Source organism: uncultured Slackia sp., assembly GCF_959608125.1.
Classification (GTDB): domain Bacteria; phylum Actinomycetota; class Coriobacteriia; order Coriobacteriales; family Eggerthellaceae; genus Slackia.
On the sequence record NZ_CAUHPG010000024.1, the window covers coordinates 1 to 11,431 of the forward strand.

The following is an 11,431-nucleotide window of genomic DNA, read 5'->3' on the forward strand; positions in this document are numbered from 1 at the left end:
ATTTCTCCAGCCTTTACGCGACGGACGCGCACGAAGCTTCGTAACGAGCGGTCTGCGGCGAGCCACCCGAACGATGGAACAAGCCTGCTTCGGCGAAGGCCATCGCCCGATCGCGCGTGTCCTTATGAAAAAGCCGTCCGCCCCCGAAGGGACGGACGGCTGTCGTCCATCGCGATAACCTACACGGCCTTGGCCGCCTCGGCGTCTTCGCGTTCGAGCACCTTCTTCATGGCCGCGATCGCGCATTCGATCTGGCCGTCGTCGGGCTCGCGCGTGGTCAGGCGCTGCATCTGCATGCCCGGCCACAGAATGACCTTGACCAACGGGTTCTCGGGGTGGCTGCCCGCCCATTTCACCGTGATTTCGTAGCTGATGCCCGCGATCAAAGGCATCAGCAGAATACGTACCGCAATGACCAGCGCCAATTTGATCGGGCCGTCGGGCACGCCCCACGCCTCGATCAGCGCGTTGAGCGGCGTAACCGTGTACACCAGAATGGCGATGATCATGACCATGATCAGAAACGCGGTGCCGCAGCGTACATGCAGGCGCGGGAAGCTACGCGCGTTCTCGGGCGTCAAATCGAGCCCGTGCTCGAAACAGTGGATGGTCTTGTGCTCCGCTCCGTGATAGCCGAACATGCGCTTGATGTCCCCCATGCGCCCGATCAGCCAGATATAGAACACGAAGATAGCCACGCGCACGATGCCGTCCACGATATTCCAAGCCAGCGTGTTGCTGTCGTACTCGCCGACCAGCAAGTTCGCGATGACCGCCGGCGCGATGATGAACAACGCCACGCCCAGCACCAGGCCGAGCACCATGGAAAGCGCCATCTCCTTCTTGCCGAACTCGAAGGAATCGTCGGCCCTTTCATCGGAATCGTCGCCCGAGAAGTCGACCGTCGAAAGCGCGGCCGCCTCTTCTGCGGAAACGGCCTGCTCGGCCGCATCCGTCGAAGGCTCCCCCGTTTCCTCCTTCGCCGGTTCGCTATCGGAAAACGCATGCAAGGCGGCCACTTCGAGTGCCTTGTAGCCCAGCACGAGGCTTTCGACGAAGGCGCGGCAACCGCGCACGATCGGCCAGTACAGCCATTTATTCTTCGAACGGCCGCTAGCAAGATCGTGCTCTTCGACGTAGATCGTGCCCGCAGGCTCGCGCACGGCGGCGGCCCAGTTGTACTTGCCGCGCATCATGACGCCTTCGATCAATGCCTGGCCGCCCACATGCGTTTTCAGCGCGCCGTCTTCGGAAAACGCGCGCTTCAGATCGCTTTGCTTTTCACTCACTAGGAACGCACCACTTTCGGATACGGTTTACCGCAGGTCATCTTGCCTTCGCTGCACTTGCCGCGCACGCACGACGGGCCGGCGTCCAAGAACACGTACGGCGCCGTGGGACGGACGAGCTCGAGCATCTTCTGCGCGAGTTCGCGAATCTCCCACTGAGCACGATTGCAGCAACGCAGCTCGAAGAAATGCAGCAGCTCGCGCACGTTCATCGTGACCACGATCTTGGTCTCGGCAGCGTTCGGAAGCAGATAGCGCGCGTCTTCGGCGGGAATGCCCGCCTCGAGCAGCTTGGTGTACGCCGTAACCGCCGCCTCGATGGCTTCGTCGAACAGAGCGTTCGCCTCTTCGTTTTCGGCCACGGTATCGGGCTTGACCGTCGCAAGGCCGTCCTTGAACTTCACGTAACGCTGAGACTGCTGATTGAAGCTGGCAAGGCGATGGCGAACCAACTGGTGCGTGAGCGCGCGCGACACGCCGTCGATCGCGAATGTATAGCTCACATGCTCGAGCGTCGAGAAATGACCGCTCTTCATGATGGTGGAAAGCACGCTTTGCACGCGCTCGGGCGGCATGGTCTCCATCAGCTCGAACGCGCCGACGGGCGCATAGCACAGGCGCGCGGCGGTTGCGATTGCGCGCTCCGGGTCGGGAGTATGGTAAAGAAGCTCGACTTGCATCGGGCCCTCCTTTCTTTTCGAAACGCATCACATAATAAAAGAGCGCCGCATAGGCGCTCTCCAAGACGATACGTATTCTCTGGAAAGAACACGGAGCGAAGCGGCTGATGCCGGCCTTCTAGCGCAGGTCCTCGATGCCCACCGACGCCAAGTATTCCTTCCATTTTTCGAACGACGCGCGGCTGATGCCATGCTCGAGCTGGCAGGCCTCGTAGTTCGCCAGCTCGGGATCGATGCCGACTTTCTCGGTGAGAAAGCGGAACAGCAGATTATGGCGCAGCCACATAGCCGAACCATACGCGTATCCCTCTTCCGTCATCGTGATATCGCCGTAATAGGGCTGCTCGACGTAGCCTTTCTCCTTGAGATTGGCCACGGCCTTGGAAACCGAAGCCTTCGACACTCCGAGCTTGGTAGCCACGTCGACCGCACGCACCGATCCGTTCGAATCGCCCGCAAGGTCGGCGATGGCCTCGAGATAGTCTTCCAAAGAATGGCTGAGCTCTCCGTCCGTGCGCGTTTCGAGCATCGTTTCGGTTTGCATATCAGTCATGTACATTCTCCTCGGGCGATTCCTGGTCGGGATGCGTTTTCGTCTTCGGCCTTATCGCAAGCGCAGCCCGTATACGAGCACGTCGAGCACCGCGGGAGGCCGCTTTCAGGGCCTTTTCTCGCAATGCGCACGACGATGAGCAGCGCGCAGGCGGCGACCAGCGCCAGAAAAACGAAACCCCACATCCAGACCCTCCTTTTTCCATCACCCACCATACCACAACGCCCGCCTGCGCTTTCGCGCAAGCGGGCGTTGCGAAAGACGGCGTACCTTAACGCCTCGGCGCCTCGGAATCCTTTGCCGCCCGGTCGACCTCGAGTGCTATCCGATCGGCCGTCGCGCATGCCGAGCATGACGAGCATCCTCCGGAACAATGCTCCTTGCAGCCGCACATGCCCTTCTTGCGAAAGGAACGGACGGCCAGGTAGACGCATGCGACCACGATGGCGAGCACGACGGCTGTAGCCAGGTTCATGGCGTCGCCTCCTTTCTTCGCGCGCCGCGGGCCGCTTCGCCCGGGCGCGATTCGTCGTTACAGTATGCCCTACGCCGCTTGGGGCTGCGCTGCCGGCGCGACCTTCTTCTCGGAGAAATCAGGCATGGGGCGCAGCAGCTGGAACAAGATTGCAGCGAGCACCACGACGGCCGCAGCGGTTCCCAGCGTGAATCCGCCGCCCGCGAAAAACGTTCCGAACTGATAGATCATAAGCGCCACCGCGTAAGCGAACACGGTCATGTAGCCGATGGCGAACCACGTCCATTTCGCCGACTGCATCTGGCGTCGAATGGCTCCGATTGCGGCGAAGCATGGCGCGCACAGCAAGTTGAATGCGCAGAAGGCCATGATGGCAGGCGCGCTTCCCGCGAACATGGCGGAGAAGGCCTGCCACATCGACGCGTCCGTTTCGCCGGCATCGCCGAGGCTCGTGATGATGCCGACGGTCGACACCACGTTCTCCTTGGCAACCAGGCCCGTGATCGAGGTCGCCACCGACTGCCAATCGCCGAATCCCAGAGGCGCGAACAACGGCGCCAGAGCGCTTGCGAGCATGGCCATCAGGCTGTCGGCGATGCCGCCTTCGGCCTCCATGTCGATCAAGCCGAACGAACCGTCCTGGAATCCGAGGTTCAGAAGCGCCCAGATCACGATGGATGCCAGGAAGATCACCGTGCCCGCCTTCACAAGGAAGCTCTTCACACGCTCCCACGTGGCCATGAACACCGTGCGTGCGGCCGGCAGATGATACTGGGGCAGCTCCATGATGAACGGCGTCGCTTCGCCTGCGAACATGCGGGTCTTGCGCAGCATGATGCCCGAAACCACGATGGCCGCGACGCCCATGAAATAGAACAGGGGCGCAACCCACCACACGCCGTCGGTGACCTGACCAGCCAGCGCGCCGAACACGAGAGCGATGATAGGCAGCTTGGCTCCACAGGGAATCATAGTGGTGGTCATAATGGTCATGCGGCGGTCGCGCTCGTTCTCGATAGCCTTGGTCGCCATGACGGCGGGGACGCCGCAACCGGACGCGATCAGCATGGGGATGAAGCTCTTGCCGGAAAGGCCGAACTTGCGGAACACGCGGTCCATGATGAAGGCAACACGGGCCATATAGCCGCAGCCTTCGAGGAAGGCGAGCATAAGGAAGAGCACGATCATCTGGGGCACGAAGCCGAGCACGGCGCCGACGCCAGCGACGATGCCGTCCAGGATGAGCGACTGGAGCCACGGCGCGCAGCCGATCGACGTCAGCCATGCATCCAGATACACCGGAATGCCGGGAAGATAGAAGCCGAAGGCGGCGGGATCGGGCTCTTCGACGGCCAAAGCAGCCTGATAGTCGGAAAAGGACAGCGTCTCCTCGTGAACGCCGCCGTCGGATTCCGCGGCGAACGAAACCGTCGCGCCGCGCGCGATCGCTTCTTCGTCGAAGGCGGCCACCGTGTCTTGCGCCTCTGCATAAGCGGCGCCTTCGGCATCGGCAACCTCGTCGGACTGCGCAACGGCCAGCGCATCGAGCACTTCCTGAGAACGCGCAGAAGGCACGCCCTGCGCATCGGCGCCGTACAGACCGGTCACATAGGCCTCGATACGCGCTTGGGCATCTTCGTATTCCGCCGCGGCCTCTTCGTATTGCTGCGTTCCGGTGTAGAGCCACCCGTCGCCGAACACGCCGTCGTTGGCCCAATCGGTGGCGATCGTGCCGACGGTCGAGACGGAGATGTAATACACCAGCGTCATCACAAGCACGAAGATAGGCAGGCCGAGCCAGCGATTGGTCACGATGCGATCGATCTTCTGCGTCGCGGTCATGCCCTTGCGGGATTTCTTGACCGCACGATCGGTCAGATGCGCGATCGCATCGTAGCGTTCGGCGGTCACGATGCTTTCGGCGTCGTCGTCGAAACGTTTCTCGATGTCCGCACGCACAGCTGCGGCTTTATTCAGGGCGGCGGATCCGGGGTTCAGGGCATCGATGGCGCGCTGCTCGCCCTCCAGAAGCTTGACGGCATACCAACGACGAAGATGGGCGGGGGCCGCGCTCTCGATCGACAGCTCGATACGGTCGAGAGCCTCTTCGATCGCCGCATCGAAACGCATGCGAGGCGCAGCAGGCTTGCCTTCGCGCGCGGCAGCCAGCGCGACGTCCATCAGCTCGGTCACGCCGGAGCCTTTCAGGGCGCTGATCTCGACCACGGGGCAGCCAAGCTGTTCGGATATGCTCGCCGCATCGATTTCGTCGCCGTTCTTTTCGACTAGATCCGTCATGTTGAGCGCCACGACCACAGGAATGCCCAACTCGAGAAGCTGGCTGGTCAAATACAAATTGCGTTCGAGATTCGTCGAATCCACCACGTCGATCACTGCGTCGGGACGCTCGCCGATCAGGTATTCGCGGCTGACCACCTCTTCAGGCGAATACGGAGAAAGCGAGTAGATGCCGGGCAGGTCCGTGACGATCACGTCCTTATCGCGCCCATACGTACCCTGCTTTTTCTCCACCGTGACGCCCGGCCAGTTTCCGACGTACTGCGAAGAGCCCGTCAGGGTGTTGAACAGCGTCGTCTTGCCGCTGTTCGGATTGCCGGCAAGCGCAATTCCAATCGCCATGCTCGTCCTTTCTCGAAAGTTTTCCTTGGCTAACATAGTGACGAAAAAAGAGCCGCCCACGCGGCCCGACCGCCCCTTGCGGCGCTTTTCTACGAAGCGTTCTCGACCAAAACGCTTTCGGCCTCGCTCTTACGAAGCGAAAGCTCGTAGCCGCGCACGGTGACTTCGATGGGATCGCCCAGAGGCGCGACTTTCCTCACGAAAACATCGATTCCCTTGGTGATGCCCATATCCATGATGTGACGCTTAAGAGCGCCCTCTCCGGTCAGCTTGACCACGCGAGCGCTCGAGCCGATTGCCACGTCGCGCAGCGTCATCGCCTGCTCTTGTTGCATGAAACGTTCCCTTCTCTTATTCGAAAGACGCCGTCTCGCAGCGCCGTATTCCCCGATCGGCGACGCACTTCGCACGGTCTGCGGAAAAGCGCGATAGCGCAAGCCGCGTGTGCGCACAGCCGGCATCGTCGAAACATCGTCCGAGCATCAGACGCCCACCGAAACCTTCATGGCCGCTTGGCGGTCGAGCGCCACCTGAGACCCCTTGACCTCGACAATGAGGTTTCCTGCCGCCTCGCATACCACCTTCACGCGGGCACCTTCGACGAAACCGAGATTCTCGAGATGATGGCAGGATTCTTTCGAACCGCGCACCGACAAAACAGTCGCTTCGACGCCCGCGCCTGCGAACGCGAGCGGCATCGCCGGACAGGACGGCTGCATATCCGCGCGACAAATACAGTCGGCCTCGTCGGCAGCATTGCAAACAGGCGCCGACGGCGTCGTACGCCCTCTCAGGCGCGCCGTCTCGAACGTCTTACCCGCACCGAACAATCCCTTTGAGCGCAGCGAAGCAGCGATTGACATATCATGCCGTCCTTGAAGTAAGCCTTAGATAACTAATGAAGAACATTACCACGTTTTCGGCAGAAAAGGAACCCATAGGAAACTTTTTAGAAAGGCAGAGCGGAAACGCCGCACTAATGCGCGCGCAAGACGACGCTCGATCCGTGAGGAATGCGTATCTCGAACACGGCCGGCCCGTCCGAAGCCGCAAACGTCGGCTCAGGCGTCGAAGCCGAGGCATTCCCTCGAGCGACCACGGTAACCATGGGAACAGGCATGAAGGCCGCCCGTCCGCCTTCGCCGCACGAGCACGAAACACACGGCGATGTCGTATCCCCTGAAACAGCCGCGAACGTCGGCCTAAGGCGGCCTTCGCCCGCGTCGTCGACATCGCAATCGTCCTCGAACGCCTCCCCGAAACGAGAGACGCCTCGAAGCGGATCGGCCGCATCGTCATTTTCCGCCAGGGCCGGACGGGAGAAGTCGTGCAGGCATCCGTAGCATACGGCCATATCGTCGAAGCAGCGTGATCCGCACACAGGACATGTTTTCATCGGATATTCCTTTCTCTGGATAGAATCGATTCGCGCGAATACCGCGGCAGCGCCCCGAAGCGGCGGAGCGCGCCGCCGTCATCGCGGCGGCTCGGCGAAAACGAAATCGCCCGGCTCGAACCAGGAACCCTCGCACGAGCGCCGTTCGAGCGTCATGCGCGCACGCGCACAACGGAGCCGGCGGGCAGGCGCAACATTTCTCGATGCCGCGACGACCACGCCGCGCGCGTCGACGAACGCGACGTCGATGGGGCACTTCATCCCGAACGTGTGGATATCGCGGCACGGGACGAGCACCGCACAGCCTCCGCGCGACCGCGAGGCCTGCCCTTTCAGTCCTCGCAACCGCTCTCCAAGCCTCGTCAGCAAGACGAATCGCGTCATATCACCACCCCCTTCCTATACGGACTCACCGTGAATTCGACTTCGTGCCTCAACGCGAACGCTTCGACCCCGAACACGCTCACGCCCTCGAGAAACGGTGGCGAGAAATTCGCGGCCGCCACGTAACGGACATGTCCCGAACCCGTTTTCTCACACGTCACCTCGACCGATTCGTGCTCCATGCCCAAGCGCTCCTCGATACGGGCGCGAACCTCCGAGGCCGCCTGCGGCTCCCATCCGTCATCGGCCTGCATGCGGATCGCATCGCGCGCCGCGATGTCGAACGCGGCGCAATCGCCTGCGAAAATGAGACCGTTGACCAGGATGAACGCGACCGCCGCGATGACGGGCATCGCCACGGCGAACTCCACCGCCATCTGCCCGCGCGCATCGGAGCCGCAACGCCTCACGACCCGCCTTTGACCGCCGCGATCGCCGTCGCGACAGGACCGTCGCCCAAAGGCGCGACGTGCTTGGTGTTGACCACGAAAGGCTTGGCGGCCTCGGTATTCGCGGGCTCGATGCCCGCCGCTTCCAACACGCCCATCAACGCCTCCGCCGCCCATGAGCCCAAACCCGTCAAGCCGATGAGCGGCAACGAATCTAGAAGCTCTTCCACCCCCGAACACAGCCCCTCCGTTCCCGTCGAATACGCTTTCACCATCGACGCCCACAACGACAACACCGCAAGACCTGCGTCGGAAAGCGGCGGCCCTATCCGGTCGGCCACGCCGTCGAGCAAAGAAGAGAGCACGTCTTCTTCGGCGTCTTCGCCCAACACGCTGGCAGAAATCGCCGCGAACGCCCCTTCGTCGGAAGCCTCGGGCACAAAAGGCGTCGCAGAGCCTTCGTCGACGCCGAACGATACGGCGGCCAAGGCCCCGTATCGACCCGGAGGATAGGCTTCGATTCTGCAATCGCCCAATTCGCCGAGCGCTTCGCCTATTCGGTCGAATACCCCGTCCACCGCGTCTTTCGCCGTCGATTCGGCCGGAATGGCCCGCTCCAGTGCCGCAACGTAATCGCGCGCCGCTTCGGCCACCTTTCGATAGTGGTATTCGAAACCGTTCTCGATCGACGACGACGCGGCAGCCACTTTCCCGAGAGAAACGGCATCGAACCCGCATGTCGGGCAGATCCCGTACGCTCCGGCATCTTGCTGGGCGAGGGATCCGCGCGCCTCGATGCCCGCCGCGGCCCCAGGGCACCCGTCCCACGCATGCAGACATCCGCTCGCAACGGGGTAGACGACATCGGTGTAGAGCTCGGTCTCCTTCATTTCCGCGGTGTTTTTCGGTAAGAGCGGAAAACTGATATCGGGAACCGACGCCCCGTCGTCGACCGCCCTTCCCTCCTTTACCTCTTCAGCCGCGAACTCGTAGAACTTCTTGCGAAGCGCGCTGCGCGCCTGTTCTTCGATGCCCTCGCCCGAAGGCGCCTCCGTAGCGGCCCGATGCGTGTAATACGCTTGCGCGCGGTCGAGCGCCGCCTTGAACGACCACGAGTTCACGCTGTGATACAACGGGTTTTTCGACGACGGCAGCCCGGCGACCGTATCGGCCCGCTCGTACATGCAGTAGCCGGGAGCGTTGCCGCAATCGTGCGCGAAGCCCCTTGCAAGCGCCTCTTGGGCTTCGTCCCGCGCTTGCTCGGCCTCCTGCGCCGCATCGGCGATATCGTCGCTCGCGTCCAAAGCTTCGTCGGCCGCCGCACCGGCGGACGAAGCGCCCACCTCCAGAGGCTCCCCCTCGCGCGGCACCAGTTCGATGGCGCCGATCGCCTTTCCTCCAAGCGCGGCGGCGTTTTCTTGCATGACGGCCTGAGCCTGCACCTGGGCCGCCGCAGGCAACGCGTCCTGCGCGGAAGAAAGCAGCTCCTTCGCCGTGCGCGCCATCTCGTCGCGCTTGTCGAGGAGCTTCTTCCCCGTTTCCATCAGCGCCTTTCCCGCCGCCTGTCCCGACGGCACGCAGCAGCACGCCGTTCCTACGCCGACAAGGGCAAGCCCGGTCAGCGACATGCTCAAAAGCGCCGAATCGGCCACGCGGACCGCTATGACGAATTCGGCCACCTCGTTTTGGGCCGCGATCGCTGCGGCATCGGCCGTCGCCTGCACGCCCGTCGCGCGCGACTGATTGCGAACCGTCCAAACGCAGGCGAACGCGAGAGCGCAGGCCGTCAGGAGCGCGACGGCCGCGCCGAACGTCGTGAATCCGTCGCGACCCATGAACCGATCGGTCGCGCAACGGCGCTTCTTTTCAGCCGCATCGACGCTCATGACACGCCCCTTTCCGCGATCACACCTTTTCATCCCACCGTTCTATCCATGCCTCGGGATCGCAGCCATGCTCCGAACCCGTCAACCATTCGTCCCTCACCGCGGCGACGCATGACGCCTCCTGCCGATACAGACCCCGTCCGTCAAGCATCCCCGCAAACCCCATAGCGGCGCCGACCAAAGGAAGCGGCTTCAACGAATGCTCAATCGAAACCGTCGTCGTATCGTCGGCCTGCGACCCCGAAAACTCGACCAGCCACTCCCCCGCATGAAACGCATCGACGCCTGGAACGGCTTCGAGACGCCGTTCGATATACGCCCTCACCTCGGCCTCGCTTTGCGATGAACGCGTTTCGAGCAAACGGCACCCCTCCGAAGCGGCCGATTCCATGATCGCCCGGTCATACAGCACGATTCCCGGCTGTATGAGCAGGAGAAACCCCAGAAGCAGAACGGGAGCCAGAAAGGCGGCCTCGACGCTCGCCTGGCCCGACCTGGCCGTCCTCCGTACGATGGGCTGTCGAGTCGCACGCCATGCAAGGCCGCACGTCGCGCCCTCGTTAGAACAGAACAAGGTCCGCCACCCCCTTCAAAAGCCGATGCGTCAGAGAATCCTGCACGCCAGAGGCGAAACCGCCCTCCGCAAGAAACCGCCAAAGGACGCCAAGACCGAGGGCGATGGCGATAAATGCCGCAGTGACAAGCGCGTATTCGACCGTTCCTTGACCGCGGCCGGAAAGACGGCGCATGTCGGTCCTACAATCCGTTGATTCCGTCCGCGATCGCATTCCACAACTCCTCGATCTTGGGGCGGAACAACGTGATCGCCACGATCGCGATCACCACGAGAACGCCGACCAGGATGGCGTACTCGGTCGTGCCCTGCCCGCTTCGGCAGGCCGCCTTCGCATGCATGCGCGCCATCGACGAACGAGCCGCGCGACCGACACGCTCGCCCGCGTTCTGCAGACGGCATATCAGCCCCAGAGGTGCAGCCTCCTTCGCCTGCGCAGCGCATCTGGACGAACCGAGCATCTCCCCGTCATGCTTCCAAACCATGGCAAACCCCTTTCTCTTCCAATACAGAACCGTCCTACAGGAATTCGAGCAGAATCGGCCCCATGACCACGATCAACATCGCCGGCAAAATAAGCCCCGCCGTAGGAAGGAGCATTTTCACCGGCGCTTTCGCCACCAGCTCCTCCATCTTCGCCCGATAGCACCCGCGCGCCTCGCTCGCCATCACCTCGAGCATGCGCGACATAGGGTTTCCGTAGCGCAGACAACGCATCGTGTTGTTCACGAACGTCGTCAACGACGGCACGTCCAAATCGTCCGCAAGGCGCCGCAGGGCCTCGTCGCGCGTCGTCATCCCGCTTTCCCACGACCGGCACGCACGCCGACATGCAAGAGCCAGCTCATCGTCGAAACGCGAGCAATACAGCGAGAACGCGCTTTCGAACGACAGCCCCGCCCGCATGCCCAGAGCGACCGCATCGACCATCTCGGGAACATGCCGCTCGATGGAAAGCTTCTCCACCGCCTGCTTTCTGCGTGCGAGCAGAGGCGCTTCCCGCCCGGCATCGTCAGCTCCATCCCCGTTCGAAGAAAACGCTTCGAGCACCTTCGCCTTGGCACGGAGCCCCTTGCGGCGCTCGTCCGAAAACTCCCGCAGCCACAACCACATGCACGACCCCGCAACAGCGGCGAACAAGCCGATGACCAGCACCATCGCGAAT

At 62.5% G+C, this 11,431-nt stretch carries 15 protein-coding genes; all 15 read right to left on the reverse strand.

Annotated elements, in window-relative coordinates:
- Positions 1-179 precede the first annotated feature (179 nt).
- A complete protein-coding gene (locus Q6E04_RS07625) occupies positions 180-1,289 on the reverse strand; it encodes a DUF1385 domain-containing protein (protein WP_303250185.1) in 1,110 nt (369 codons plus the stop codon).
- Positions 1,289-1,969, reverse strand: coding sequence for an FAD-dependent thymidylate synthase (gene thyX, locus Q6E04_RS07630; RefSeq protein ID WP_303250186.1), 681 nt, complete (start codon positions 1,967-1,969; stop codon positions 1,289-1,291). The genes Q6E04_RS07625 and thyX overlap by 1 nt, the downstream gene beginning before the upstream one ends.
- Before the next feature lie 118 nt (positions 1,970-2,087).
- Positions 2,088-2,522 carry a metal-dependent transcriptional regulator gene (locus Q6E04_RS07635; RefSeq protein WP_303250187.1) on the reverse strand — a complete coding sequence of 145 codons (435 nt, stop codon included), beginning with the start codon at positions 2,520-2,522 and terminating at the stop codon, positions 2,088-2,090.
- Between the two features lie 271 nt (positions 2,523-2,793).
- The gene (locus Q6E04_RS07640) at positions 2,794-2,997 is read right to left on the reverse strand and encodes a FeoB-associated Cys-rich membrane protein (protein WP_303250188.1); all 204 of its coding nucleotides are present in this window, start codon (positions 2,995-2,997) and stop codon (positions 2,794-2,796) included.
- A gap of 69 nt (positions 2,998-3,066) precedes the next feature.
- Positions 3,067-5,637, reverse strand: a complete 2,571-nt coding sequence (locus Q6E04_RS07645; RefSeq protein WP_303250189.1) for a ferrous iron transporter B — start codon at positions 5,635-5,637, stop codon at positions 3,067-3,069.
- A gap of 89 nt (positions 5,638-5,726) precedes the next feature.
- Positions 5,727-5,972: a ferrous iron transport protein A gene (locus Q6E04_RS07650; protein ID WP_303250190.1), complete on the reverse strand. Its 246-nt coding sequence runs from the start codon at positions 5,970-5,972 to the stop codon at positions 5,727-5,729.
- Between the two features lie 147 nt (positions 5,973-6,119).
- A complete protein-coding gene (locus Q6E04_RS07655) occupies positions 6,120-6,500 on the reverse strand; it encodes a FeoA family protein (protein WP_303250191.1) in 381 nt (126 codons plus the stop codon).
- Positions 6,501-6,613: 113 nt separating this feature from the next.
- The gene (locus Q6E04_RS07660; RefSeq protein ID WP_303250192.1) at positions 6,614-7,033 is read right to left on the reverse strand and encodes a hypothetical protein; all 420 of its coding nucleotides are present in this window, start codon (positions 7,031-7,033) and stop codon (positions 6,614-6,616) included.
- A gap of 78 nt (positions 7,034-7,111) precedes the next feature.
- Positions 7,112-7,417 (reverse strand): DUF192 domain-containing protein, encoded by a 306-nt coding sequence (locus Q6E04_RS09025; protein WP_368656408.1) that lies wholly within the window; start codon positions 7,415-7,417, stop codon positions 7,112-7,114.
- Positions 7,414-7,827 (reverse strand): TadE/TadG family type IV pilus assembly protein, encoded by a 414-nt coding sequence (locus Q6E04_RS07665; protein WP_303250193.1) that lies wholly within the window; start codon positions 7,825-7,827, stop codon positions 7,414-7,416. Before Q6E04_RS07665 ends, Q6E04_RS09025 begins: the two co-directional genes overlap by 4 nt.
- Positions 7,824-9,692: a hypothetical protein gene (locus Q6E04_RS07670; protein WP_303250194.1), complete on the reverse strand. Its 1,869-nt coding sequence runs from the start codon at positions 9,690-9,692 to the stop codon at positions 7,824-7,826. Before Q6E04_RS07670 ends, Q6E04_RS07665 begins: the two co-directional genes overlap by 4 nt.
- Before the next feature lie 19 nt (positions 9,693-9,711).
- Entirely contained in the window at positions 9,712-10,266 is a 555-nt protein-coding gene (locus Q6E04_RS07675) for a TadE/TadG family type IV pilus assembly protein (protein WP_303250195.1), read from the reverse strand.
- Entirely contained in the window at positions 10,253-10,441 is a 189-nt protein-coding gene (locus Q6E04_RS07680; RefSeq protein ID WP_303250196.1) for a hypothetical protein, read from the reverse strand. Before Q6E04_RS07680 ends, Q6E04_RS07675 begins: the two co-directional genes overlap by 14 nt.
- 7 nt (positions 10,442-10,448) lie before the next feature.
- Entirely contained in the window at positions 10,449-10,751 is a 303-nt protein-coding gene (locus Q6E04_RS07685; RefSeq protein ID WP_303250197.1) for a hypothetical protein, read from the reverse strand.
- A gap of 34 nt (positions 10,752-10,785) precedes the next feature.
- Positions 10,786-11,424: a type II secretion system F family protein gene (locus Q6E04_RS07690; protein WP_303250198.1), complete on the reverse strand. Its 639-nt coding sequence runs from the start codon at positions 11,422-11,424 to the stop codon at positions 10,786-10,788.
- Between the last annotated feature and the right edge of the window lie 7 nt (positions 11,425-11,431).

What these genes read in the sequence shown, in the direction of transcription:
- thyX (WP_303250186.1), bottom strand. Translation starts at nt 1,969, where the DNA reads ATGCAAGTCGAGCTTCTTTACCATACTCCCGACCCGGAGCGCGCAATC.
- Q6E04_RS07680 (WP_303250196.1), bottom strand. Translation starts at nt 10,441, where the DNA reads ATGCGCCGTCTTTCCGGCCGCGGTCAAGGAACGGTCGAATACGCGCTT.
- Q6E04_RS07635 (WP_303250187.1), bottom strand. Translation starts at nt 2,522, where the DNA reads ATGACTGATATGCAAACCGAAACGATGCTCGAAACGCGCACGGACGGA.
- Q6E04_RS07650 (WP_303250190.1), bottom strand. Translation starts at nt 5,972, where the DNA reads ATGCAACAAGAGCAGGCGATGACGCTGCGCGACGTGGCAATCGGCTCG.
- Q6E04_RS07670 (WP_303250194.1), bottom strand. Translation starts at nt 9,692, where the DNA reads ATGAGCGTCGATGCGGCTGAAAAGAAGCGCCGTTGCGCGACCGATCGG.
- Q6E04_RS07660 (WP_303250192.1), bottom strand. Translation starts at nt 7,033, where the DNA reads ATGAAAACATGTCCTGTGTGCGGATCACGCTGCTTCGACGATATGGCC.
- Q6E04_RS07685 (WP_303250197.1), bottom strand. Translation starts at nt 10,751, where the DNA reads ATGGTTTGGAAGCATGACGGGGAGATGCTCGGTTCGTCCAGATGCGCT.
- Q6E04_RS07655 (WP_303250191.1), bottom strand. Translation starts at nt 6,500, where the DNA reads ATGTCAATCGCTGCTTCGCTGCGCTCAAAGGGATTGTTCGGTGCGGGT.
- Q6E04_RS07645 (WP_303250189.1), bottom strand. Translation starts at nt 5,637, where the DNA reads ATGGCGATTGGAATTGCGCTTGCCGGCAATCCGAACAGCGGCAAGACG.
- Q6E04_RS07640 (WP_303250188.1), bottom strand. Translation starts at nt 2,997, where the DNA reads ATGAACCTGGCTACAGCCGTCGTGCTCGCCATCGTGGTCGCATGCGTC.
- Q6E04_RS09025 (WP_368656408.1), bottom strand. Translation starts at nt 7,417, where the DNA reads ATGACGCGATTCGTCTTGCTGACGAGGCTTGGAGAGCGGTTGCGAGGA.
- Q6E04_RS07690 (WP_303250198.1), bottom strand. Translation starts at nt 11,424, where the DNA reads ATGGTGCTGGTCATCGGCTTGTTCGCCGCTGTTGCGGGGTCGTGCATG.